Origin of the sequence: Microbacterium schleiferi, assembly GCF_020781975.1 — a bacterium.
GTDB lineage: Bacteria > Actinomycetota > Actinomycetes > Actinomycetales > Microbacteriaceae > Microbacterium.
The window spans coordinates 1-24553 of record NZ_JAJGNI010000011.1 but is presented as its reverse complement, the minus strand read 5'-3'; the positions used below and the strand labels follow the sequence as shown (position 1 = coordinate 24553).

General features: G+C 66.9%; 26 protein-coding genes. 19 read left to right on the top strand and 7 right to left on the bottom strand.

The features are described from left to right. Window positions 1-106: 106 nt before the first annotated feature. On the bottom strand, window positions 107-1099 hold the full coding sequence (cofD, locus tag LL236_RS12675; protein WP_228179197.1) for a 2-phospho-L-lactate transferase: 993 nt from the start codon (window positions 1097-1099) through the stop codon (window positions 107-109). Between the two features lie 106 nt (window positions 1100-1205). On the opposite strand from cofD, the gene LL236_RS12670 reads away from it, so the two are divergent. The 11 genes from LL236_RS12670 to LL236_RS12620 all read left to right on the top strand — a co-directional run bounded on the left by LL236_RS12670 (window position 1206) and on the right by LL236_RS12620 (window position 11902). After that, window positions 1206-2570, top strand: a complete 1365-nt coding sequence (locus tag LL236_RS12670) for a GAF domain-containing protein (RefSeq protein ID WP_228179196.1) — start codon at window positions 1206-1208, stop codon at window positions 2568-2570. Between the two features lie 224 nt (window positions 2571-2794). Beyond that, window positions 2795-4345, top strand: a complete 1551-nt coding sequence (gene exaC / locus LL236_RS12665; protein ID WP_228179195.1) for an acetaldehyde dehydrogenase ExaC — start codon at window positions 2795-2797, stop codon at window positions 4343-4345. A gap of 144 nt (window positions 4346-4489) precedes the next feature. After that, on the top strand, window positions 4490-4888 hold the full coding sequence (locus tag LL236_RS12660; protein WP_228179194.1) for a DUF779 domain-containing protein: 399 nt from the start codon (window positions 4490-4492) through the stop codon (window positions 4886-4888). A gap of 60 nt (window positions 4889-4948) precedes the next feature. Continuing rightward, the gene (locus tag LL236_RS12655) at window positions 4949-5611 is read left to right on the top strand and encodes a TMEM175 family protein (protein ID WP_228179193.1); all 663 of its coding nucleotides are present in this window, start codon (window positions 4949-4951) and stop codon (window positions 5609-5611) included. Between the two features lie 201 nt (window positions 5612-5812). After that, complete coding sequence (gene rpsF, locus LL236_RS12650) at window positions 5813-6169, top strand: 30S ribosomal protein S6 (RefSeq protein ID WP_228179254.1); 357 nt, start codon at window positions 5813-5815, stop codon at window positions 6167-6169. A 5-nt stretch (window positions 6170-6174) separates the two neighbouring features. Beyond that, on the top strand, window positions 6175-6669 hold the full coding sequence (locus LL236_RS12645) for a single-stranded DNA-binding protein (protein WP_228179192.1): 495 nt from the start codon (window positions 6175-6177) through the stop codon (window positions 6667-6669). Window positions 6670-6713: 44 nt separating this feature from the next. After that, on the top strand, window positions 6714-6968 hold the full coding sequence (gene rpsR, locus LL236_RS12640; protein ID WP_195692622.1) for a 30S ribosomal protein S18: 255 nt from the start codon (window positions 6714-6716) through the stop codon (window positions 6966-6968). Between the two features lie 9 nt (window positions 6969-6977). Beyond that, window positions 6978-7430, top strand: coding sequence for a 50S ribosomal protein L9 (rplI, locus tag LL236_RS12635; protein ID WP_228179191.1), 453 nt, complete (start codon window positions 6978-6980; stop codon window positions 7428-7430). Window positions 7431-8113: 683 nt separating this feature from the next. Next, complete coding sequence (gene dnaB, locus LL236_RS12630) at window positions 8114-9487, top strand: replicative DNA helicase (protein WP_228179190.1); 1374 nt, start codon at window positions 8114-8116, stop codon at window positions 9485-9487. 199 nt (window positions 9488-9686) lie between these two features. Beyond that, the gene (locus tag LL236_RS12625; protein ID WP_228179189.1) at window positions 9687-10760 is read left to right on the top strand and encodes a helix-turn-helix domain-containing protein; all 1074 of its coding nucleotides are present in this window, start codon (window positions 9687-9689) and stop codon (window positions 10758-10760) included. Next, window positions 10757-11902 carry a hypothetical protein gene (locus tag LL236_RS12620; RefSeq protein WP_138174616.1) on the top strand — a complete coding sequence of 382 codons (1146 nt, stop codon included), beginning with the start codon at window positions 10757-10759 and terminating at the stop codon, window positions 11900-11902. The genes LL236_RS12625 and LL236_RS12620 overlap by 4 nt, the downstream gene beginning before the upstream one ends. Here the strand turns inward: LL236_RS12620 and LL236_RS12615 are convergent. From LL236_RS12615 to LL236_RS12605, 3 genes are all read right to left on the bottom strand, one after another. After that, window positions 11853-12449, bottom strand: coding sequence for a hypothetical protein (locus LL236_RS12615; protein ID WP_138174614.1), 597 nt, complete (start codon window positions 12447-12449; stop codon window positions 11853-11855). The two genes, LL236_RS12620 and LL236_RS12615, sit on opposite strands and share 50 nt — an antisense overlap. 31 nt (window positions 12450-12480) lie before the next feature. Then, window positions 12481-12807 carry a MarR family transcriptional regulator gene (locus LL236_RS12610; protein ID WP_138174612.1) on the bottom strand — a complete coding sequence of 109 codons (327 nt, stop codon included), beginning with the start codon at window positions 12805-12807 and terminating at the stop codon, window positions 12481-12483. A gap of 177 nt (window positions 12808-12984) precedes the next feature. Then, on the bottom strand, window positions 12985-13308 hold the full coding sequence (locus tag LL236_RS12605; RefSeq protein WP_138174610.1) for a hypothetical protein: 324 nt from the start codon (window positions 13306-13308) through the stop codon (window positions 12985-12987). Between the two features lie 290 nt (window positions 13309-13598). Between LL236_RS12605 and LL236_RS12600 the strand changes: the two genes are divergently transcribed. The 8 genes from LL236_RS12600 to LL236_RS12565 all read left to right on the top strand — a co-directional run bounded on the left by LL236_RS12600 (window position 13599) and on the right by LL236_RS12565 (window position 21951). Further along, window positions 13599-14312: a TnsA-like heteromeric transposase endonuclease subunit gene (locus LL236_RS12600; protein ID WP_212743498.1), complete on the top strand. Its 714-nt coding sequence runs from the start codon at window positions 13599-13601 to the stop codon at window positions 14310-14312. Next, entirely contained in the window at window positions 14309-14620 is a 312-nt protein-coding gene (locus LL236_RS12595) for a hypothetical protein (RefSeq protein ID WP_138174608.1), read from the top strand. The genes LL236_RS12600 and LL236_RS12595 overlap by 4 nt, the downstream gene beginning before the upstream one ends. A gap of 60 nt (window positions 14621-14680) precedes the next feature. After that, window positions 14681-16816 (top strand): DDE-type integrase/transposase/recombinase, encoded by a 2136-nt coding sequence (locus LL236_RS12590; RefSeq protein ID WP_171024260.1) that lies wholly within the window; start codon window positions 14681-14683, stop codon window positions 16814-16816. Then, window positions 16813-17970: an AAA family ATPase gene (locus LL236_RS12585; protein ID WP_138174604.1), complete on the top strand. Its 1158-nt coding sequence runs from the start codon at window positions 16813-16815 to the stop codon at window positions 17968-17970. The genes LL236_RS12590 and LL236_RS12585 overlap by 4 nt, the downstream gene beginning before the upstream one ends. Next, window positions 17967-20057 (top strand): TniQ family protein, encoded by a 2091-nt coding sequence (locus LL236_RS12580; RefSeq protein WP_138174602.1) that lies wholly within the window; start codon window positions 17967-17969, stop codon window positions 20055-20057. The genes LL236_RS12585 and LL236_RS12580 overlap by 4 nt, the downstream gene beginning before the upstream one ends. Beyond that, entirely contained in the window at window positions 20054-20296 is a 243-nt protein-coding gene (locus LL236_RS12575) for a hypothetical protein (RefSeq protein ID WP_228179188.1), read from the top strand. Before LL236_RS12580 ends, LL236_RS12575 begins: the two co-directional genes overlap by 4 nt. Before the next feature lie 13 nt (window positions 20297-20309). Further along, entirely contained in the window at window positions 20310-20699 is a 390-nt protein-coding gene (locus LL236_RS12570; protein WP_175987719.1) for a hypothetical protein, read from the top strand. A gap of 526 nt (window positions 20700-21225) precedes the next feature. Continuing rightward, window positions 21226-21951, top strand: coding sequence for a class II aldolase/adducin family protein (locus LL236_RS12565; protein WP_228179187.1), 726 nt, complete (start codon window positions 21226-21228; stop codon window positions 21949-21951). Window positions 21952-22002: 51 nt separating this feature from the next. Here the strand turns inward: LL236_RS12565 and LL236_RS12560 are convergent, their stop codons facing one another. The 3 genes from LL236_RS12560 to LL236_RS12550 all read right to left on the bottom strand — a co-directional run bounded on the left by LL236_RS12560 (window position 22003) and on the right by LL236_RS12550 (window position 24227). After that, window positions 22003-22917, bottom strand: coding sequence for an alpha/beta hydrolase (locus LL236_RS12560; RefSeq protein WP_005050725.1), 915 nt, complete (start codon window positions 22915-22917; stop codon window positions 22003-22005). After that, entirely contained in the window at window positions 22914-23627 is a 714-nt protein-coding gene (locus LL236_RS12555; RefSeq protein ID WP_228179186.1) for an alpha/beta fold hydrolase, read from the bottom strand. Before LL236_RS12555 ends, LL236_RS12560 begins: the two co-directional genes overlap by 4 nt. A gap of 420 nt (window positions 23628-24047) precedes the next feature. Next, complete coding sequence (locus LL236_RS12550; RefSeq protein WP_005050722.1) at window positions 24048-24227, bottom strand: LysE family transporter; 180 nt, start codon at window positions 24225-24227, stop codon at window positions 24048-24050. Between the last annotated feature and the right edge of the window lie 326 nt (window positions 24228-24553).

Genomic DNA, 24553 nt, shown 5'->3' with positions numbered 1-24553 from the left:
CCCCGCACACTTGTCGCGACACGCCGCGCCTTCGGAGAGGAACACGGCGTGTTGCGGCAAGAGAAGACCGGGCGGGTGAGCTGATCCCCGCAGTGCGGCGCCAGCCTCAGCGCAGGTTCTGCGCGAGCGCGATGGCGTCGCCGGCGAGAGTGGCCGAGGTGTCGGCATCCCGCATCCACAGCGGAACCGCGCGAGACGCGATGCCGTCCGCGGTCAGCCCGGCGACGGATGCCGCGTCTTCTTCGGCGACAAGCCACCCATCGAGCACGCCGCCCGCGTGGCGGGTGCCATAGTGGCGGGCGATGGCGGCGGCATCCGTATCGACTCCGATCGCCGTGAGGCAGGCGTCAGCCATGCCCCGCACGACCCGACCGCCGATGACCGGTGCGACCCCGACGACGGGAGCGGATGCCGCGCGGAGCGCGTCGCGCATCCCCGGGATACCGAGGATCGGCCCGATCGAGACGACGGGGTTCGAGGGCGCGAGAAGAATCACGTCGGCATCCGCGACGGCGTCGAGGGCCTCGCCGGCTGGCCGCGCCCTCTCGATGTCGGCGTTCTCGAACCTCACCGCCGGGATGCTCGCGCGGTGCCGCGTCCACCATTCCTGAAAATGCATACGCTGACCGTCGGCAGTGTGCACGTAGGTATCGATTTCATCCTCGGTCGCCGGAACGAGGGTCGCCCCGAGTTGCCAGCGCGCGCCGAGTCGGCGATAGACCTCTCCGAGCGGCACTCCGCCCCGAAGCCAGGCGGTGCGCGCGATGTGCACACCGAGGTCGAGATCCCCGAGGGTGAACCACTCTGGCGTCACACCCCAGGTTTGGAGTTCTGACGCGACGCGCTCCGTCTCGTCGCGCCGACCCCATCCCCGATCCTGGTCGTTCTGTCCGCTCAGCGAGTACAGCAGAGAGTCATGGTCGGGGGCGATCCGCAGGCCCGCTAGCCACCAGTCGTCTCCGGTGTTCACGACCACGCGGATGTCGTGAGCGTCGTCGTCGGGAAGGCCCTGCGCCGCGGCATCCCGCCGCGCCCACCCGCGCACTCCGCTCACGAAACGAGCCCCGCCGACGCCGCCCGAAAGTACCGTGATCCGCACGCAGCCACGCTACCCGGCGACACCGGCCGCCGCCGCGCCTACACTGGACCGCACCGGCGCGCACAGACGCCCGCGCCCATCACGATCAGTGCCGATCGGAGTCCCCATGCCCTCGCCGTGGTCCCCCGGGTCGGGTACCACCCCCGACGCCTCGAGGCTGATCATCGAGCGCGCCCGCGAGGAGTTCGTGCTCGGCAACGATACTGATGCGCGGGTCGGCGACGTGCGGGGCGTCGTGCGCGAGAGCTGGCGGCGTTCGCGCGACGGACGTGTGGGCGTCGAGGGTCTTCCCCCGCTCGCCCTGAGCGCCGAAGAACTCGAGCTGCTTCGGGCGCAGCATCCGCTCGGTTCTGTCATGGACATGATCCGGGGACTGCTGATCCCGGGAGCCGCCGAGGAATCGGGGGTGATCGTCGCGATCGGAGATGCCGCGGGACGGCTGCTGTGGGTCGAGGGCGACCGCACGTTGCGATCCCTCACCGGCGATATGGGGTTCGTGCCCGGAGCCGACTGGTCGGAGAAGGCAGTCGGCACGGCGGCGCCGGGAACCGCCCTCGCCCTGGATCGTTCGGTGCAGATCCGCGGCGCCGAGCACTTCAACCGGCTCGTGCAGCCCTGGTCATGTACCGCGGCGCCAGTGCACGACCCCGAGACCCGCCGCCTTCTCGGGGTCATCGACGTGACCGGAGGCGACCCTGCCGCGTCGGCCCAAGCGCAGCTGCTGGTGGATGCGACAGCCCGTGCCGTCGAGGGTGAGCTGCTGCTCTCTCGTCTGCGGGAGCGGGCTTCCGGCCCGCGCGCTGCCGCGGACGGGGTTGAGGTCGACACACCCAAACCCCGGCGGGCCCGGCCGGCTTCGGCATCCGTCGTGGCGACCCTTCGCGTGCTCGGCCGAGACCGCGCCCTGCTCGAGACCCTCTCAGACGGACACCTGCGGGTGAGTGAGCTGACAACGCGGCACGCCGAGATCCTGCTGTGCCTCGCGACCCATCGCCAGGGCGTCTCGGCCGAATCCCTCGGTGAACTCGTGTACGGCGATCCTGATGCGGGAACGACGCTGCGGGCCGAGATGGTTCGGCTGCGCAAGGTTCTCGAGCGGATCGCGCCGTCGCTCGCTCCGGAATCCCGGCCCTACCGGCTCACGGTGCCGCTCGAGACCGATGCGCATCAGCTGCTTTCGCTCCTTGATCGCGGCGCGCACCGGGTTGCGCTCGCGGCTTATCGCGGCGATGTGCTCCCCGACTCGGCGGCCCCCGGCGTCGAGGAGTTCCGCGATACCGTCCGGGTGACCCTGCGCGAAGCGATGCTGGCAGAGGCCAGCCTGGATGTGCTCCTCGCCTTCGCTGACACGGATGCCGGAGCCGACGACGTCGAGGTGCTTCGCCTGTGCCTGTCCATGCTCCCTGCCAGGTCTCCGAAGCGGGCCGGCTTGGTCGCGCGCATCGACCGTCTTGAGCGCGTCGACCCCTGACGCGTTCCCCGCCGAGTTGGTGTTCGTCTTGCCGAGTTGGTGTGCCCAGGTCAGGACAACTCGGCTGGATAAGGGACAACTCGGCTGAATGAAGTGCAACTCGCCTGGGGTGTTTCACGTGCAACGGATGCCGTGAGCCCCGTGCAACGGAATGCAACGTTGCCTCACCTAGCGTCGACCCATCGCGACGACGGCCGTCGCGACGCAGTCGAAGGAGACTCAGCATGACCATCGTCGAAGAGGGCGTTTCGAGCGTCTACGCCGCGCCGGGCGAGCGCGGGTCCGTTGCCACCTACCGTCCCCGATACGGCCACTACATCGGCGGCGAGTTCGTCGAACCGATCAAGGGCCAGTACTTCGAGAACATCACCCCCGTTACCGGCAAGCCCTTCTGCGAGGTCGGGCGAGGCACCGTCGAAGACATCGACCGCGCGGTGGATGTCGCATGGAAGGCGTTCCAGAGCTGGAAGCGCACCACTCCCGCCGAGCGAGCCAACATCCTCAACAAGATCGCCGACCGGATGGAGCAGAACCTCGAGGCCATCGCCGTCGCCGAGACGTGGGAGAACGGCAAGCCCGTCCGCGAGACTCTCGCCGCCGACATCCCGCTCGCGATCGATCACTTCCGCTATTTCGCGGGCGTGCTTCGGGCCCAAGAAGGGTCGCTGAGCCAGATCGACGAAGACACCGTCGCCTACCACTTCAACGAGCCCCTCGGTGTGGTCGGCCAGATCATCCCCTGGAACTTCCCGATTCTCATGGCGACCTGGAAGCTCGCGCCGGCGCTGGCCGCCGGCAACTGCATCGTGCTCAAGCCGGCCGAGCAGACTCCCGCATCCATCCTGTTCCTGTTCGACCTCATCGGCGACCTGCTCCCCGCCGGCGTCGTCAACATCGTCAACGGCTTCGGCATCGAGGCAGGGGCGCCGCTCGCGCAGCACAAGGGCATCCGCAAGGTCGCCTTCACGGGTGAGACCACCACCGGGCGCCTGATCATGCAGTACGCGTCGCAGAACCTCATCCCGGTGACCCTCGAACTCGGAGGCAAGAGCGCGAACGTCTTCTTCGAGGATGTCGCGCGCGTACGCCACGATGACTACTACGACAAGGCGCTCGAGGGCTTCACGTTCTTCGCGCTCAACCAGGGTGAGGTGTGCACCTGCCCGTCGCGCGCGCTCATCCAGCGTTCGATCTACGACCAGTTCCTCGGGGACGGACTCGAGCGCGTCGGCAAGATCGTGCAGGGCAACCCCCTCGACCCGGCCACCATGATCGGTGCGCAGGCCTCGAACGACCAACTCGAGAAGATCCTCTCGTACATCCAGATCGGCAAGGACGGCGGGGCCAAGCTCCTCGCCGGCGGCGAGCGGGTCGACCTCGGCGGTGACCTCAGCGGTGGCTACTACGTCGCCCCGACCGTGTTCGAGGGCACGAACGACATGCGGATCTTCCAGGAGGAGATCTTCGGTCCGGTCGTCTCGGTGACCTCTTTCGACGGGTTCGACGACGCGATCCACATCGCCAACGACACGCTCTACGGCCTGGGCGCCGGGGTGTGGAGCCGGTCGGGCGACACCGCCTACCGTGCGGGCAGGGCAATCGAGGCCGGCCGCGTGTGGACGAATACGTACCACCAGTACCCGGCGCACGCCGCGTTCGGTGGCTACAAGCAGTCGGGCATCGGTCGCGAGAACCACCTGAAGATGCTCGACCACTACCAGCAGACCAAGAACCTCCTGGTCTCCTACGCCGAAGGCCCGATGGGCTTCTTCTAGACCGACGCAGCGCGGGGCGGCATCCGTCACGGATGTCGCCCCGCGTGCCGAATGCAGGATCAAACCGCCGTCCGGCCGGCGAATCACCCAGCCGGCGCCTGGTGATCCTGCATTCGGCACCGGCTAGCTCAAGGGAGAGACACCATGGTCAGCATTGGAACCTACGAACGCGTTGCGGTCACCGAGGAGGCGGCAGCGCTGCTGCGGGAACTCGCAGGGCAGCACGGACCACTCATGTTCCACCAGTCGGGCGGATGCTGCGACGGCAGCGCACCCATGTGTTACCCGGTCGGGATGTTCATGACCGGTCCGAGTGACGTGAAGCTCGGCATCCTGGACATCGACGGGATCGAGCCGATCGAGTTCTTCATGTCGGAGTCGCAGTTCGAGTACTGGAAGTACACGCATCTCACCGTGGACGTGGTTCCAGGCCGGGGTGCCGGATTCAGCGTCGAGAGTCCGACCGGCAAGAGATTCCTCATTCGTTCGCGGATGCTCAACGACGCCGAACTCGAGTACTTTGGCCTCGGCCGCACGGCCTGACTCCGCCGCCCCACCCCCGCTCGGTGATACGGCGGTGCGGCGGGGTAGTACGGTGGCGGCATGACGGATGCCGAGTCTCGCGCGGACGAGCAGCGGTCGGCGGATGCCGAGCTGCCATCCGCCGAACGGCTGAAGGCATTCACGGATGCCGTCGTGGCGATCGCCATGACGCTGCTGATCCTGCCGCTCATGGACAGTGTGACCGACGCCACCGAGTCGGGGGCGGGAGCTTGGGTGGCTGCGGAGTGGCCGAGCCTGCTCACCTTCATGCTGAGCTTCGTGCTCATCGCCAACTTCTGGATCACCCACCACCGCATGTTCGCGAAGGTCGAGCGTGTGAACCAGGCCCTGCTGTGGCTGACCATCCTGTGGATGTTCACGATCGTGTGGCTCCCTGTGGCCACGGCGATCACCAGCACATTCGAGCCGGACCCGATCGAAAAGCTCTTGTACGTCGGTTCGCTCATCGTCACGAGCCTGGTGCTGACCCTGACGCGCGTCTACCTCATCCATCACCCCGAGCTGCACCGCGAGAAGCCGTCGCGGCTCCGGGAAGGGCTGATCGTCGGTGTCATCATCACGGCGCTCTTCACCGTCGCGCTCCTCATGATGCTCATCGTCCCGACGCTCAACTACTGGTGGATGTTCCTGCTGTTCCTGACCAGCCCACTGCACGCACTGGTGATGCGGATGCGGGGCGAGACGCCCGGACGCCGCGCCTGAGACCCGGGCCGCACCGGCAGCGGAGAACGGCCGGTTGGGCCGCGGATGCCGCATCCGATACACTGTGAAGGTTGTCCGGCATCCGCTCATGCGGAATCAGTCCGGACACGTGCACACACCCTCCTGCTGTCGGGAAATGCCCGACAGCCGTTCTAGTCCGAAGGAGGTGGGTCAGTGACGCACACACACCAGTACGAACTCATGGTGATCATCAACCCTGAGATCGACGAGCGCCAGGTCCCCACGACCCTCGACAAGTTCCTCGCAGTCATCACCAACGATGGTGGCTCGATCGAGAACGTCGATGTCTGGGGCCGCCGTCGCCTGGCTTACGAGATCCAGAAGAAGACCGAGGGCATCTACGCCGTCGTCAACTTCACCTCGACCAGCGATGCCGCGCAGGAGCTCGACCGTCAGCTCAAGCTGAACGAGCAGATCATGCGCACCAAGGTGCTTCGTGCCGAGGAGGCCATTGCGATGGTCGCGTCGGAGGCAAAGCGCGCCGAAGAGAAGGCTGCCCGCAAGGCTGCCGCACCGGCTCGGGCTGCGAAGGCGTAATCGTCATGGCCGGCGAAACCGTCATCACCGTTGTGGGCAACCTCACGGCTGATCCCGAGCTGCGCTACACGCAGAACGGGCTTCCGGTCGCGAACTTCACGATCGCATCGACGCCGCGCACTTTCGACCGTCAGGCCAATGAGTGGAAGGACGGCGAAGCGCTGTTCCTTCGCGCGAGCGTCTGGCGTGACTTCGCCGAGCACGTCGCCGGCTCGCTGACCAAGGGCTCCCGCGTCATCGCGACCGGGCGCCTCAAGCAGCGCAGCTACCAGGACCGCGAAGGCAACAACCGCACCGCCATCGAGCTGGAGGTCGACGAGATCGGCCCGTCGCTGCGTTACGCGACAGCTCAGGTCACGCGCGCCGCGAGCAGCGGTGGCGGCGGTGGCGGTAGCCAGTCCCGCGGTCAGGTTGCCGACGAGCCCTGGTCGACCCCCGGTTCCTCGAACGCCGACGCTTGGGCTGCCCCCGGCAGCTACGGCGACGACACCCCGTTCTAAGCACTACGGATGCCGCGGCATCCGTTCACACGTAAGGAAATCCCATGGCTGGAAAGTCAAGCGGCGATCGCCGCAAGCCGCGCAAGGGCGGCAAGCCGGTAGCACCGGCAAAGGCAATCCGGGTCGGCGTCATCGACTACAAGGATGTCGCAACCCTCCGCAAGTTCATCTCGGAGCGCGGCAAGATCCGCGCCCGTCGTATCACCGGTGTTTCGGTGCAGGAGCAGCGTCTGATCGCCCGCGCGATCAAGAACGCGCGCGAAATGGCGCTCCTGCCTTACGCCGGCGCTGGCCGCTAAGGAGTCCCCATGTCGAAGCTCATTCTCACGAACGAGGTCGCCGGGCTCGGTAGCGCCGGTGACGTTGTCGAGGTCAAGGACGGGTACGCCCGTAACTACCTCATCCCGCAGGGATTCGCCGTGGCCTGGAGCCGCGGTGGCGAGAAGCAGGTCGCCTCGATCCGCGCTGCACGCGAGGCTCGTGCGATCCACGACCACGAAGAGGCTGTTTCGCTCAAGCAGAACCTCGAGTCGAACAAGGTCAAGCTCGCCATCAAGGCTGGCGCCGAAGGCCGCCTGTTCGGTTCGGTCAAGCCCGCGGATGTCGCGGACGCTGTCAAGGCCGCCGGTTTTGGTGACCTCGACAAGCGCAAGATCCACATCACGTCGCCGATCAAGTCGGTCGGCGAGCACGAGGCCACGATCCGTCTGCGCGACGACGTGACCGCCGTGATCACGCTGCAGGTCGTCGCCGCGAAGTAATCGCGAGACGCCCCGAAGGGCGGATGCCGCAGACACGCAGTCTGCAGCATCCGCCCTTCTGCGTCAGCGGCGTGCAGGGCGTCGGGCGACCAGTGTCGCGGTGACGCCGACGTCATCCGCTGAGGATGCGTGTCCATCGTTCGCCTCCGCTCCCCGAACAGCCGGTCATTGAACGCTCGATTTGCGCGGGATCAGACGCCGATTCGCGTGAAGCACAATCCCCCTTGCCCCTGCAGGACGTTTCGCCCTTTGCTCGTCCTACTTGCACGTTCGCGGGGTCCCTGGTAGGAGAATCCCCGCCGTTTGTACACAGTGGACGGTCCCGAAGCGAACCTTCAATCCCAGGTTCAACCACAACCTTGTCCACAATCTGTGCGTAAAACAAAACCCAGATCAGGTGGATATTCGCATGCCCATTTCCGTAGACCCCCAGGCTTTGTCCACAGGCACTTCTCACAAGCTCCACGGCGTTTCCCGCATCTTCTCCACAAAGTTATCCACAGGCTGTGTTGCGGGTGTCGGACCCCATCCCTAGCGTGGTCCTGCCCGGTGGGGAGGCGATCCGCATTCGGCGCGAAAACCGGATAGCTGTACGGCCTCGGCAACCAGCCCGAACGCTCGCCCCAGCGAGTCGCGGGCAGTGAACGCACGACGGTTGACGTCATCACAGTGAAGGGGGATACATGTCGATTGCGGACATCTCGGAGGATCGGCTCGGCGGACCCCGTGAGCACGAGCGCACTCCGCCGCACGACATCCTCGCCGAGCAGAGCGCACTCGGCGGCATGCTGCTGTCGAAGGATGCCGTCGCCGATGTCATCGAGACCCTGCGCGGCGCTGACTTCTACATCCCCAAGCACGAACTGATCTTCGAGGCGATCCTCACGCTCTACTCGCACGGTGAGCCGACCGATGTCATCACGGTCACCGACGAGCTCATCAAGACGGGTGAACTGCAGCGCGCCGGCGGCGCCGACTATCTGCACACGCTCACCTCGATCGTCCCTACCGCCGCCAACGCCGCCTATTACGCGTCGATCGTCGCGGAGCGCGCGCTCCTGCGTCGTCTCGTCGAGGCCGGTACCCGCATCGTCCAAATGGGATACGCCGGGCAGGGCGAAGCCGTAGACCTCGTCAACTCCGCGCAGGCGGAGATCTACTCGGTCACCGGCGCCGAGGCAGCCGAAGACTATGTGCCGCTCGAGACCGCGGTCGATGCCGCACTCGAAGAGATCGAGGCCGCGCGTGGCCGCGATGGCAAGATGACCGGCATCCCGACGGGCTTCAGCGGTCTCGATCAGCTCACGAACGGGTTGCACCCCGGGCAGATGATCATCATCGCCGCTCGTCCCGCGATGGGTAAGTCGACGCTCGCCCTCGACTTCGCGCGAGCCGCGGCGATCAAGAACAACATGCCGACGATCTTCTTCTCACTCGAAATGGGGCGCAGCGAGATCGCCATGCGCCTCATGAGTGCGGAGGGCGCCGTGCCGCTGCAGAACATGCGCAAGGGCACGCTCGACTCCCGCGACTGGACGACGATCGCCGCCACCCGAGGCCGCATCAATGAGGCACCGCTCTACATCGACGACAGCCCGAACATGACCCTCGTCGAGATCCGGGCAAAGTGCCGCCGACTCAAGCAGCGCGCCGGCCTGAAGATGGTCGTCATCGACTACCTGCAGCTCATGACAAGCGGCAAGCGGGTCGAGTCGCGTCAGCAGGAGGTCTCGGAATTCTCCCGTGCGCTGAAGCTGCTCGCCAAGGAACTCGGGGTTCCCGTGATCGCGTTGTCGCAGCTGAACCGTGGTCCCGAGCAGCGTGCCGACAAGAAGCCGGCGCTGTCTGACCTGCGTGAATCGGGTTCGATCGAGCAGGATGCCGACATGGTCGTGCTGCTGCACCGTGAAGCGGCCTACGAGAAGGACTCACCCCGCGCTGGCGAGGCCGACCTGATCGTCGCCAAGCACCGTAACGGACCCACCGACACGATCACCGTCGCATTCCAGGGCCATTACTCGCGCTTCGCCGACATGGCCCCCGGCGACTTCGGATAGGTGTAGGTTCCACGTGAAGATGGCCGTTTCTGTGTCAACTTGGCCCGCACTTGGCCATTCGGCCAAGTGCGGTGGATGGATTTGGCATCGACGTGATCGGGCGGCTCATCTCCGTCGACCCGGTCTGGCGTGGGGTCGCGGTCAGAGTGGGCTGTTCACATCCAACACGCGAGAATATTTCTGCACATGGATCGCGCGATTGTCGGAGGCGCTGACTAAGATGGGAGTCATGGCAGAGTTTGCTTCTGATCGCCGGACCGGCCGGGTGATGCTCGGCACGGTCCGAGTTGCGCGTGGGTGGACGCAGGGTGCGTTGTCCGAAGCCACGGGGATCTCGCAAGCGGTGCTGTCGAAGGCGGAATCCGGGCTGGTGGAGTTGGACCCCGACCGCCTGGAGAAGCTGAGCGGTGTGCTGCGTGTTCCACCGGTGCTGCTGACGGTCCCGGTGGATGAGGGAGCGGCGCCGTATGTGTTCCATCGCAAGCGCTCCACGTTGCCCCTGTCGGTGGCGAACCGGTTGCGGGCAGAACTGGAATTGCTGCACTTGCAAGTGACGGGGCTCGTCGCGGGAGACACGCCGGTGCGGCTGGTGCGGCACCCGCTTCCGCCCGATGGCTTCGATACTCCGGAGGAGATCGCGCAGGAGGTGCGTGCGTCGATCGGTATCGCGTCCGGTCCGCTGGAAGACCTCGTGCGCTCGCTGGAGGATGCCGGGGTTGTGGTGGTGAAGCGATCGTTGGGGTCGGAGCGGATCGATGCGATGGTGAGCTGGCCGGAAGGACAGCGACCAGTGGTGCTGCTGGGAGATCACATTCCGCCGGATCGGCAGCGGTTCTCGCTGGCGCATGAGCTTGCGCACGCGGTGATGCATCAGGTGCCGTCGGAGACGCAGGAGTCTGAGGCGGATCGGTTCGCGGCGGAGTTCTTGATGCCGGCGCAGGATGTGCGCATGGATCTGGCGGCGGCACCGGTGACGATCCCGGGCTTGGCACGGTTGAAGTCGAAGTGGCGGGTGTCGATCGCGGCGCTGCTGCGGCGTGCGGTGGATCTGGATGTGATCAGCGAGGGCCGTTACCGGCAGTTGAACATCGAGCTCTCCCGCGCCGGATATCGGAGCGTAGAGCCGGTAGCGATCGCCGAGGAACATCCTGGTCTGATCGACCGGGTGGTGCAGCAGCGGCTGAATGAGGGTGAGAGCGTCGCAGAGCTCGCGCGCGACGCGTTCCTGGTTCAGGACGAGTTCGAAGACCTTTACGTGAGGAGCGCAGCATGACCGATCGGGCCAACATCGAGGTGGTCGACAGCTCTCTGGTTTCGCGGACGACGCGTGAGTCGCTCGCCGGTGCCACGCTGGTCGAGCGCACTTTGGGCGGGCGAGTGTTCACGATGGCTGGCGGTGAGACGATGCAGACCGCCCCGCACGTGAACATGGAACACGGCGGCATGGTGTTGTCGGGGCCGACGGCTCTTCAGACCGCCTGGCGCCTGCGGGCGCGGCATCAGGATTTGGTTTTCCTTATCGAGCCGACTTCGGTGCTCGCTCCGGCGACGGCCGAGCGCCCGTTGATTATCGATGAACCGGTGGATGCGCTCATCGCGCCCACGGTGGAGGAGACTCTCCAGGCGCAGCGCGATGCAGGCGCGGCGGTCGCGGTGATCCCAGCGGGGTTTGTGGACGTCGCAGACCCGGGGGCGCTTAAGGCGGTCCTCGCGGCTGCGGACAATATCGACCGCGACGACGTGATCCTCCCGTTGGCCGTCCATCAGAAGTGGTCGACGCCGGATCACATCTCGCAGTTGATCGCGGTCGCCGCGCGGAGCCGTCATCCGGTGGCGTTGGCGCTGGGAGCGAAGGCGGGTGATCCTCTGAATCTCAAGGGGGCGCCGGAGTCGTATCGCCGGTTCTTCGGCGAGGTGAAGGGTGCGGTGCCGTGGCGGGCGGACTTCGCTGGCATCGATGCGTTCGCGTCCGGCGCTCGCGCGGCCGTGATCGGGCAGATCCCGAGCCTGCGGCGCCTGCCGGTGCCGGGCAGCCGACCGTACTCGAGTCGCCCTGGTGATCGCACGCCGCACGTGCTGATGCCGGAGCTGATGCGATTCGCCCGGTCCAGCGAGATGCACCTGAAGTGGTTCGCCAGCGCGACTCCGTGGCCGTGCCCGTGTCGCCACTGTGAGGGACGCGCGGTGGACTCGTTCACCGGCTCCGATGAGGATCGGCTCCGGGCTCACCTGCACAATCTGGCCGCGCTGGACGAGATCGCAGGTATCGTCACCTCGATGGGGACCTCTCAAGTGGCACGGTGGTGGAATCAGCGTCTGGCGGAGGCTGAAGCGGAGCATGTTCGGCTCGCCCAGCACACGGGTGTCATGATCTCGATGCCGCCGACACTTGCCCGGTGGCGGTCGCTGAGCTGAGCGCCTGGCCGTAGATGCGCTCAGCGAACAGCCAGGAGGCGCCAGTGAACCGGGCGGGCTGGAAGGGCGCCGACGCGGCGACGGTCCGCTCGCCGTTGGCGTCGGCCACCGTAACGCCGACACCGTAGAAGGTTGCTTCGAGCAACAATATCTCGTCGAGCCGTCCAGAGGGGACGACGAGTCGACGACGCCCGTAGGGGGCGAATGTCGTCGCCAACTGCAGGGTGCTGCGACGGAACGGGCCGAACACCGATATCAGCCGCACCGTCACGGGAGGCTCCGCTCTTCGGATGAGAGTGGACTGGCTGCGGGCGACGGCGCGCTCTTCGGCGAACCCGCAGCGGACGGCTCGCCGAGCCAGGCGCCGCTCGTACGCATCGAGGCCCGCGAGGGCGGTGGGCTGATCGACGGGGAGCGTCAGCAGGAACCGCAGAGTGTCCAGGTCTTGTACAGACCCCGCCGCGTTTGTGGCGCGGCGGCGCTGGATCTCCGGGAGGTGAAGCTCGAGGTCGACGTGGACGCGATGGGCACCGGTTTGCCAACTCACCCCGGACGTCCCGGCGACGGTCGTGGAGGGGCTAGCTGTCATAGGGGCCTCCGATGCCCAGGGTGTCAGTCACCTCGGACGTGAGTTGAGATGCCGCCTGCCATACGAGATGGTCGCGACGCTGGTAGGCGAGGGTGCGTTCTCCCTCGAGATGGCCCACGACCTCGATGAGGCCGGCGCGTTTGAGTCGTGCGAGCATGCCGTGCACGATGCTCCCGGCCAGGCCCGTGGCCCGTTCGATGGCGGGAGCGTTGAACGTTGCGTCCGGTGCCTGCGAGATCTGCCACATCACGGAAAGCATGTGCTCGCTGCCGAAGACCGCCTTCGACAGCTCGGCCGCGCGGGCAAGGGTTGGCACCTACCCAGTCTAGATCAAATTCAAGATTCATGAAACATGGAGAACGCACCAGTGTGTGCTCTGGACGCCGCACCTTGCGAATTCGGCAGCGGTGGCACGTGGTGGCGCGACGCACGTCGAACACGTCGCTCACCGGTCGTCGCGACCGAGCTGTGGGTCGATCCGGGGCGCCGTGGGTTAGCTGGCGGCTCGATGCTGCGGGATCTCGGGCGCAGCTTCGGCGTACTCGCGGGCGGCGCGCATGTAGGGGTTGTCGCGGACCTGGTACAGCGTGGTCTTCTCCCCGGGCACACGGCCCAGGTACTCGATGAAATGCCTGGACTTCAGCCTCTTGATGAGCGGGTGGATGATCCCGCCGGGCAGTCCGGTGGCGTCGATGATCTGCTTCGGGGAGAACGGTTCATCGCCGTGCCGGGTGATCTCGACCAGCACGGTGTGCATGTAGCTGTTCCCGAAGAGCGCTTTGGAGTCTTCGGGGGCAATCGGGTGGATCGCCGTCATGCTCCGAGTGTCTCATATGCGTCGGACGCCGCCGACTGGTCGGCGGAGGTTTGTTGTGTATCTGACAGGCGCAACATCGAGCTTGGTAGTGAATGTGACATTTACTAGTGATTAGCTGTTTAGTGATTTAGTACAAAGCTGCTCACTTCTTTCTGTGGCGTCGGTGAGTTCCGCTGCGCGGTCGCGGGGCAACAGCATGTGTTCATGCGCACGCACCGCTGTCAGGTTCCGACCGGGGACACGGGCGATGGTGAGCTGCGGGCCGGGGAGCCGGGTCGGGGATGATCGCGGTGGCGTCGACGATCCGGATCCGTATGATGCAGGATCACGTCGACGTCGTTTCGCTGCCGGATGCCCGGTTGGGGGTGTTCGCGGCGGCGGTGCCGTGGCGTGAGTTCCGCTGGTACCGCAAGCAGCGTCACTTCTCCGGCTCGTACTGGTCCGCGACGATGCAGGCGCCCGTGGGGTACGAGTCGCGGCTGGAGTACGCGAACCTGCTGCTGTGCGACTTCGACCCGCGAGTGGACTGGATCCTGTCCCAGCCGTTCCTGATGGAGGGCGACGATCACGGCACGACCCGCAGGCACATCCCGGACTATCTGATCTCGCACACAGACCGGTTGGTGTGCGTTGTCGATGTGAAGCCGGCGGCGAAGCTGCAGGTCCCGGCGGTGCGGGACTCGCTGGACTGGACGCGGCGGGAGGTCGAGGCGCATGGCTGGGAGTACCGGGTGTGCTCCGAGCCCGATCCGGTGCTGCTGGCGAATGTGCAGTTCCTCGCCGGGTACCGGCGCAGCTTCCAGTTCGATCCCGGGCAGGTCGATGCCGCGGCGACCGTGCTGGGAGCCGCTGTGACGTTCGGGGAAGCGGTGCGTGCCGTGACTCCGATCGCGGGAGAGCAGCGGTTCGCCCGTTCCCTCGTGCTGCACCTGCTGTGGACACAGCGTTTGCGCACGGACCTGTCCCACCTGTTGAGCACGACGAGCGTATTGGAGCTGACATGAGCGCACGAGACGACCTTCGACCTGGCACTCCCTCCCTGCTCTTCGAGGAGGCTGGCCCGGAGCGGTCGACGAGATCGGAGCGCGACCGCGAGGCCGACACGGCGCGAGCATGCGAGGCGCTGGGCATCCCCGTGGCCCTGCCGGTGCCCCCGCAGTCACCGAGAGCGGACAAGGAAGCGGCAGCCCAGCTGCTGCGCGCCGTTGAGGAGTACCTGCGGCAAGTGCTCGGTACGCGCGTCGTGCAGCCACCGGCGCGGCATCTTCGCGTGACGGCGGAGAGCGGCTCATCCCTCCGTGACACGGCCTGAGTCCCGGCACCCGATCCCCGACTACTCACTTTGAGAGGAAGCATGATGATGGATAGCTGGATGCTGCGACCTGGGATGGACTTCGTCTACGACGGGGAGGCGTGCACGGTCGCGGAGATCGCTGACGGGGCGGTGATCATCCGCGACCGCACGGGCCGGCACCGCCGACTCCGGATGGTCGACGTGCTGCGCCCCGCCGCCGAGGGCGGCAAGGCCCACATCCCTGGCCACACGCGGGAAAGGGATGCTACTCCGCTGGGGGTGCTGTGGGCGGACGCTACCGACTCCGCGAAGGCACGCACCATGGAGCGCGCCGACCACGTCCGCGAGGTGCTCACCGGATACAAGTCCGGCACTCCGCAGATCCCGCGGGAGGGTGAGCCGCGCCTGGAATACCACCCGCAGCACAGTCTGCGACAGCGGACTGCGGCGAAGGCGACCGAACTCGGGAAGGGCGAACGGACCGTGCGCCGCTGGGTGGCGCAGTACCGGGAGTCCGGGGAGGCGGGCCTGATGGACTACCGGTCCTCCCAAGCCGGAAACGCGCTGACCGGGTTCGACCCGCGGTGGATCGCTACCGCGCAGACGGTCCTGGATGAGCAGACCCCCGAAGCGAAGGTCTCCAAGAAGATCATCATCGACCGGATCAATGCACGCACCGAGCGCGTCCACGGCCCGGGGACAGTGAAGCGCCCCTCGCGCGCGAGCGCGTACAACGCGCTGGCTGAGCTGGATCGAGGCCGGGCCACATTCACCGGCCCCACCAAACGCAAACGGTCGACCGCGAACCGACCCTCCGCACCCTACGGGCGGTTGTCGGCGGTCCGGCCGGGCGAGTACGTGCTGATGGACACCACGCCGCTGAACGTGTTCGCCGTCGCCCCGGTGACCGGGAAATGGGTGTCAGCGGATCTCACGATCGCGATGGACCTGTACTCGCGGTGCATCCTCGGACTGCGGCTCACGCCGGGTTCGACGAAATCGATCGACGTCGCCGGCGTGCTGATGGAGGCGCTGCAACCGTTTGATACGCCCACGGATTGGGGCACGTCCGCTCGCTGGCCGTACCACGGTCTGCCCGACACGCTGCTGGTAGACCCGACCCGTACGAAGGTGTCCCGGTTCACCCGCGCCGGCATCCTGCCGGAGACGCTGGTCGTCGACCACGGCGCCGCCTACCTGTCGGAGCATCTCACCAGCGGGTGCGCCCGGTTGGGGATCTCGATCCAACCCGCCCGGATCTACCAGCCCACCGACAAGAGCCCCGTGGAACGATTCTTCCGCACCCTCGACGACCTGCTGCAAGAGCTGCCCGGCTACAAGGGCGCGGACGTCGCCGGACGCGGCGAGGACCCCGAAGCAGAGGCCGTCTACACGGTGCCGCAGCTGGAGCAGATCATCCGGGAATGGGTAGCCACCGTCTACCACCTTCGTCCCCACAGTTCGTTGGAGGATCCAAACCTGCCCGGGGTAAAGCTCAGCCCCGCGCAACGATACGAACAGGGCCTGGCTGTCGCGGGACAGCTGCGTCTGCCCACCGACCGGAACGTGCTGCTGGAGCTGCTGCCGGTGGTGAAGCGGCAGTTCAACCACTACGGGGTGGAGATCCACAAACTCCGCTACACCGGCGAGTCGGTCGCGAAGTACCGCAACCGGGCCCGGTCGATCCACCGCGACAAGGGTACGGAGTGGCCATTCTTCGTCAACCCCGACGACCTCACCAGAATCTACTTCCACGACCCCGAGGACCACACCTGGCACACCCTCGAATGGGAGCACAAGGGCAGCTTCGACACCCCGTTCAGCCTGGACGCGTTGGAGTACGCGAAGAAGATCGCAATCCGGCAGGGTCGCCCCTCCCAGGTTGACGACGTCGCCGCGCAGCTGCTGGAGGACTGGGGCGCCGGCCGTGGTCTGACGCCATCGGAGCGGCGGATGAGCGCCCGGATGGCCGCACAGCTGAACGACAAGGAACCGGACCCGGACGGGGTGTGGTCGCTACGCACCGTGCAACGGATGCTCGACGCGGAACTGACCGCCTCGTCTGATCTCGGAACCGAGCTCACCGGCTCCGTCCGCGACCCGCGCCGACGCGTCGACACGCCCGAGACCGGTGATGATGACGACGAGGACGACATCGACGAGCCCACCATCCGCGGCGACTACCACTTCGAACCGATGGAGATGCTCCGATGACCAGCCCGACGAGCGCCCCGCAGCAGCCGCCCCGCCAACGGAGCCTCTCCACCTACGAGGGCTGGACAGACTTCGCCGAACGGCCTCCCCGCGCTCGCCCTGAGGAGCTCTCGCGCGCCCAGCTGGAGTCGTTGCCTGCTCGCGATCGCGTCGTCTACGACTTGGAGCGGCGGGTGTGGCACGCGAACATCCTGCTGCGCACACGGCAGGTAGAGGACATCGAACTGCAGCTGGCGGACATCCTCGACTCCAACCTGCAGGACTCCGACCGGGTGAAGTCAGCCGCAGCGATCGACGCCCCGCCGGCGCTCGGGAAGTCGACCGTGGTGAACAACTTCGGCCGCGTGTTCCACCAGCAGCGGATCGCGGAGGCCGGGGGATGGCTGGACGCGGACAGGGACGTGCGGCACCTGCCGGTGTGTCATGTGACGCTGACGGGGCGGCTGACGATCAAGGGCCTGCACATGATGATCCTCGGCTTCTACGCCCACCCCGCCACCGCCGGCATCCTGCACCGCTCCATGGCCGGCCGGGACCTGGCCCGGGCGGCGGCGGAGTGCATCGAACGGCATGACACCCGGCTGGTGATCGTTGACGACCTGCACTTCTTGAACATGCGCACCCGCGACGGGGTCGAAGTCGCCAACCAGCTGAAGTGGCTCGCAAACGAATACAACGCGACGTTCTTGTTCGCCGGCGTCGCCCTCCGCGCCCGCGGCCTGGTGGGTGAAGGGGAGACCGGCCGGGAGGCGGCGATGGCGCAGACCTTCCGCCGATGGACCGTCCTCGGGCTCAGCCCCTTCACGCTTACCCACAAGAGGGGCAGGGAGGAGTGGGACCGGCTGCTATTCGGCGTCGAACAAGCTCTCGTCCTCACCGGTGCTCGCCCCGGGATGCTGGTCGACCTGTCCCGGTACCTGTTCGCCCGCACCACCGGCAACATCGGATCCCTCATGGACCTGATCCGTCGCGGCGCGTCCCGCGCGATCCGCACAGGGCGGGAGGTCATCGATCGGGAACTGCTCGACGACATCCGCATCGATGAGGGCGCGGAGACGGAGCGCCGCGAGCTTGAGGCGAAGCTGGATCAGCAGCTGCGAAACCACCAGGCACGCCGCCGCAAGAACCAGGACGGCGAGGCGGCCGCCGCATGACCACGACGTCGACGATTTCCTATGAGGTGCGGGTGCTGCCGTTTCGGGTGCGGCCGCTGCCTGATGAGCCGTTCGACTCTTGGCTGGAGAAGATGGCGGCCACCTATGGGGCGACGATGAACGAGATGGCCTGCGCGCTCGGCCTCATCGAGCAGCAGGAGGGTGTGGCGGTGTCGGCGACCGCGTGGATGGCGGACAGTTGGGCCACCGCGCTGACTGATGAGCAGGCGTCGCGGCTCGAGGCGTCGACGGGCATTCCGGCGGATCAGTTCCAGGAGATGACGAGAATGCGGTTCGCGCACCATGCGATCCGGTACACCCGGCGGGGGCGGATCAGTTCGCAATGCCCGGCGGCGGGGACCGCGGGACGCTACTGCCCGGAGTGCCTGGTCGATTCGGGTGGCCGGTGGCGGATGTCGTGGCAGTTCCCGTTCGGGTTCGCCTGTTTTCGCCACCGCCGCCTGCTCGTGGACCGGTGCCCCGTGTGTGATCGTCCTGCCCGGTACCGTGCCCACCCGCTCGCGCTTGTTCCCGTTCCTGGCCGGTGCCACAATCCCGTCCAAGGGCCGGGACGGGGCCCGCAAGCGAACCGGTGTCGGGCCGACCTCACGGCCGACCCGACCCGCACTCCAGTGTCGCGGGCGGTCCTGGATGCGCAGCGGGCGTTGATGCGGATCGTTTCCACCGGCGGGGCAGGGTTCGGGATCTATGCGGAGGCGCCGCAGCCGGCGGTCGCGGTGCTGGAAGACACTCGGTTGCTGTCCCGTACCGCCCGGCACGCGATTGCCGCCGGCGATCGCCTCGACATCAGTCCGCTTGGTGAGGAGCTCGTGGCGCTGTTTAGGGCGAGCGAGGATTGGACGACGGCAGTACGGGCACGACCGGATTCTGCCGTCGGGGCCGCCGTCGGCACCACCCTCGCCGTCACCGCACTGGCGAAGCCGGGCAGTGTCGCCGCGCTGCTGCAGGGGCGGCTGGCTCAGAGTTCGTCGTACACGGCGCACACGCCGCAACTGCAGACCCTGATCGCGGCCGCGCTGGGGCGTCGTCGCCGGCCGACGGTGTTCCTGCAGTCCGCACCACCGTCAGGGGTCAGCCCGGTCGAACGAGCGCGAAAGGTACCGGCACAGTTGTGGGGCGAGTGGATCACCCGGTACGCGCCGCAACGGGTCGGCAGTGAGGTGGTGGCGTCGGCGTTGGCGGCGGCGGTGGTGTTCACGGGCACGAGGCTCACACACTCCGCCGCTCTTGCATTGCTCGATCCGCAGGCGCCGGCCCGCCAGGTGACCCATGTGATGCGTGACCTCGGTCGCAGCTCTCATGACGTGGGCACCCTGCACGCGATCCTCCGGCTGGCCGCGTTCCTCGATACGCATGACGTGCCCGTTGACTACGCCCGACGTCGCGCCCTCGACTACAGCGGGATCCTCCTCGAATCCCAGTGGCAGGAGGTGTGCCGGGTGGCGGGGGTATCGGCTGGGGGTGGACGACGATGGCGTTTGGCCCGGGCGCTCCTGCACCGGACACTGTCGGGGAATCCGATCCATTCGATCCCGCCGGAGTGGGATCAGGCAGGGGTGACCGCGCCGGCCGTCGCCCGCTTCGCCGATGGACTGCCGTCAGCGGTGCGGACGGGACTCGACCAGCTCGCCGCGGACTTCCTTCTCGTCAACGGCATCGATGAGCCCGTCACATGGACACCCGAGCCTTCGGACGGTGTCCCGGACGCGCCTGCGGCGTGGGCGCGGAGCCGCCCAGCACGATCAACGGCCGCGGACGTGATGCCTCCCGATGTGTTAGCGCGGGCGTATGCGGCGGGGGCGTCGACGTACGAGATCGCCGCGGACGTGAACGTGTCCCGGCAGACCGTGGGCCGCATCCTCGCCGACACGGGCACCAAGTCGCGTCGCGGACGACCCCCCACCTTCACCCTCGATTCCGATTGGCTACGCGACCACTATGAGACGCAAGGGAGGACTATGGCACAGATCGCGCACCTTGCCGGATGCAGCGAGATGACCATCAACCGGCACCTGCACGCCGCCGGCATCACCGTCCGCCCCCGCGGGAAAGCAGGGACGTCATGACAACTGAGAAGCGAACCTCCCGTCGGCTGCAGCAAGCCGCCAGGGAACGCATGAAGGCGACCGGAGAGAAGTACACCACGGCACTGCAAGCACTCATCGATGCGGCGCCGTTGCCGAGCACATCCTCGCCGACCGCCCCACGCGAGACACTGACATCCTCCCCTGGCGAGGATCATCCTTCTGACGACGCCCGCGCCCCTGGCTGGGCTCGGCGGCGGTATATCTGGGATGACCGCTGAGGGGAGCTGCAGGGTGGTGTCGAACGACGGTGAAGTGTACGAGAAGCCGTGGTCGGCACCGCACCTCGTGCCGCTGTTCACTGAACTCACCGCTGATGAGACAGCGCCGGTGTGGGCGCGCCGCGCCGTGAGGTTCATCCACCGCCACACCCGCGAGCGTGGTCAGCCGCCGACCTTCCGTGAGGTGTTCGCGGAGCTCGCCGCCCACGACCCCGACGCCGCGGAGCGTCAGGAGGCGTGGTCTTCGGCGTCGGTGCGGTACCTGACGATGGTGCACTGGCGGCGTCGCGGATGGATCCGCTTCCGACGGGAACCGCGTACCCTCCGATCAGGTCCCGCGGCAGGCGAACTGTTTACACTCGGGCCCACGCGGTATACGCCGACGCGGAAGTCCCGCGCCTAGACAGTCCCCGGGGGCGAGTCGGGGTGGGCGGAGTCGAACGCGCCGAGGAGTTCTTCCAGCGCGACCCGTAGCTCGTTGTAGCCCATCGTGTAGAACAGCGCGTCGGAGTTTGAGGTTTCGCTGCCGTCGAGGTCGGTAATGGTCTGGCGGGCCTCACGGATTGCGATGTCGAGCCATGGTTCGGCGTCTGGGAGGCCGCGGATCCACGCGTCGATTTCGGTGAAGGGGACGGGCGTGTAGCCGTGGGCGTCGACGCCGACGTGGAACTGGTGCCCGTTCGGTCCGTGGTCGCGGGCGTGGGTGTGGCCGTGTAGGAGTGGGATCCCGTCGTCCCAGCGCGGTCGATGGGTGGTGTGCCGATCCGACTCCTGCGAGTCGCCCTTGTATGGGTAGTGAGAAGCGAGGATCCGATACCCGCGTCGGGTGCCTTCGATGACCTCCGGCAGAATCGTCCAACCGGCCGCTTCGTAGAGCGCCGCGAACCGTTCGATCGCCTTCTTCGACTGCGTCGCCGGAGAAGTGGATGATGAACGACTACGTCGACGAACGCATGCTCGTCGCCAATGCTTGCCGCGTGCTCGCGGTCCGGGGGCTCGTGGACGACATCCTCGGGCACGTCAGCCTGCGGGTCGACGACGACACCGTCCTCATCCGAGCCCGCGGACCGCAGGAGCGGGGGCTGCGTTTCACCACCGCCGACGACATCCTCGCCGTGCCCCTCGAGGGATCGTTCGAGCTCGCCGGCGGGTACCGGGCGCCGAACGAGCTGTCTCTGCATCTTGAGCTGCTGCGCCGCAATCCTGCGGCCCGATCCGTCGTCCACGCGCATCCGCCGGCTGTCGTCGCGTTCTCGCTAACCGGACGGACACTGCTACCGATTGTCGGTGCCTTCAACATCCCCGCTATGCGGATGGCGCGCGACGGCATCCCCGCGCACCCCTCGTCTGCGCTGATCCGCAACCACGCACGCGCGACGGCCATGGCGGACGATTTCGGCACGCGGCCGGTCGGCATCCTGCGCGGTCACGGCCTCACGGCCGTCGGCGAGAGCGTCCCGCAGGCCGTCATCCGCGCGATCAATGTCGACAGCCTCGCTCGCGTGCACCTCGCCGTTCTGCAGGCAGGGGCCGAGCCTATACCGATCGATGACAACGACCTCGCCGACCTGCCCGACCTGGGTGACGCATTCAACGACGGGCATCTCTGGCGATTCCTGCTGCAGGAACTTGCTGAGCAACGGCTCCTGCTGTAGTCGGGCCATCACAGATGTCCGGAGCCCGGGTCGCGATCAACTGCACCATCCTCACCGCCGCAGGCGCACATTTGGACCGAGCCACTCCGTCACCAGGGTGAGTACCGCATCGCTGTTCGACTCCTGCATCAGCATGTGGCCGTTGCCAGCCACGTTCGCTGCCGTCAACGCGACGAACCTGACATCGCCGCCTCGCTCGGCGAGCCAGTCAGCAGTCGCGCGGTCCGACTCGATCGGATGATCGGTGTCGTGGGTACCGACCATCACGAGGGTCGGTAGGCCGTCCAACTCCCTGTCGCCGATATGGACCTGCGCACCGCGGACGTTCTGCCGCTCGAGGAGGAGCCCGGCTGGGATTGGCACCAGCTGCGAACGGAGCTCGTCCAGGTGACCGGGTGGGAACTGCTCGCTTGCACCGACCAGCTTCGCCTCGATGAACTCTGGTCCGGGATGCCACCAGCCGCGACGGGGAAGCCTCCAGGTGAGCGGGCGTCCCTGGACGACGATGTGATCGGCGTCCTCTTCCAGCACGGCGGGCTCGGGCTGGATGTCCCCGGGGGGAGCGGGTGCCAGCGCGACTAGGGCGATCAGTGAATCCCGATGGTGGAAAGCGACCCGATAGCCGAAAGCGGCGGACATGGAGTGGACCACGAGGACGACCGGGCCGCCGAGCGCAGCGATTAGCTCGACGATCGCGCCGGCGACCGCCGCCCCATCCAGCCGCGTGTCGGGGTCCCATGCGCCGCCAGCCGACAACCCAGGCCACGTCATCACGACCGCGCGGTATCCGGCTTCGGCGAGACGGGGTGCCCACCCGGGTCGCCCGCCGATCGCTCGACTCCAGCCACCGGGGCCCACCCCCCCGCCGTGAACGAGCAGCACCGTCGCACGGGCGGGGCCGCCGGGCAGCCATTCGGCGTAAGCGACGGTCCCAGCGGAAGTCGCGAAAGAGCGAAACGTCGTCACGACATAACGGAGACGATGGCTGCTGCCAGCTCCACCGGGCGCGTCAACATGGCCTGATGGCTCCCCGGCGAGCTCGCGGTCGTCGGGTTCGTGAGCCGGTCTGCTGATGCGCGGTACAACTCCTGCGGCACAGCCCGATCCTCTTGCAGGAAGATGTAGCCGCTCGGCACGTCACCGGTGCCGGCCGTCCGAAGACGGATCGGCTCGTCGAGCCAACCGCCAGGCGACGGCACCAGACGGGGCTCGACCTGCGCGTGAAGCTCCTCCGATCCGTCCTGCAAGAAAGCCGTCATGAATAGCTGCGGCGGGATCGGCACGCTCTGGTCGGGCGAGGATGCGGCTGTGCCACGGGCGAAATTCGCCAACTCGGTGGGGAGGATCGCATTGATCGACTCGCCGTCGGCGAGTACCCACGCGTCGATGAAGATCGCCTGCTCCACCTGCTCCGGCATCGCCTCAGCTACGAGCTGGATGATCGGGCCGCCGCCACTGTGGCCGACTACGACGAACCGGTCCCACCCCTTGTCGGCGATCCGGCCGATGAGATTGTCCGCCATGGTCGAGAGCGTGACACCTGCACGGTCGTCGTTGTCACCGTGACCCTGCAAGGTTGGGGCCCATACCTCGTGGCCTGCCTTCGTGAGCTCAGCGACAACGCCGTCCCACGCCCAACCACCCTGCCAACCTCCATGAACCAAGACGATGCGCATTCTGGAACTCCTTTGTTCACCGACGGCGGGTTCCGTCGGATGGAATCCCACTCTACCTAGCAGAGTCTGTGCAGAACAACAGTCCTGCTCGATCCCTTCAGAAAGGGTCATTCGTACTCGTCGAGCTTCCGGAGGACGGTCTATCTGAGCGGCGTCTCACGGAGGTCCTGCAGCATGATCGCCCGGTTCAGGGGCGAGATGCATTGCGGGACCTCTCTGGCCAGCGTGACCGCCACTGCGCCGAGCGGGGTGCCGGATCCATGTGAGTCGCGTCGACACGAATCCGGAGATTGTGCCGGCGCCCAGCACGATGAGGGAGTTGACGATCATCCTGACGATGATCTGAACTCCGCCGAGAACGAATCCCTGAGCGGTCGTGTTTCCCTGCCCGTGATCTATGAACTGCGGGATGATCGCGAGTTACATGACAGCGGCCTTGGGGTTGAGCAGGTTGGTGACGAGCCCCATCCGGAACAGCTTCGACCGGGAGTCGCGCGCGTGGGATTGTGTCTCGAATAGCCCGTTGCCGCCGGGGCGCAGGGTTGCGGACGCCAGCCACGCGAGATAGAGCACTCCAGCGGCTGTCCCGGTCCAGCTCACCTTGACAGGGCTCTCAGGGGTGAGTGCTCGACCGGACGATCCCCCGCGGACTCGCCATGGAGCCACGGCCAAGGAATGCGGAGATCGAGGACGCCGGTCGCGCTGAGCAACACCGGGATGAGGAGAAGAGTGAGCCGCCCCGTCGGCGATCGCCCTCGCCTCTGAACGGCGCGGCTGCTCACTCGTTAACACACTCTAGGTCGATCTGCCTGCCGCAAGCGGGCATCTGAGTTGAGTCGGACCAACTGTATGAGTATTCGGTCCTCTGAGCACCATCGGTATTGCGGTTGAGCACCGCTCGCTGAGCAACGTGTTCTCGTCGTTGA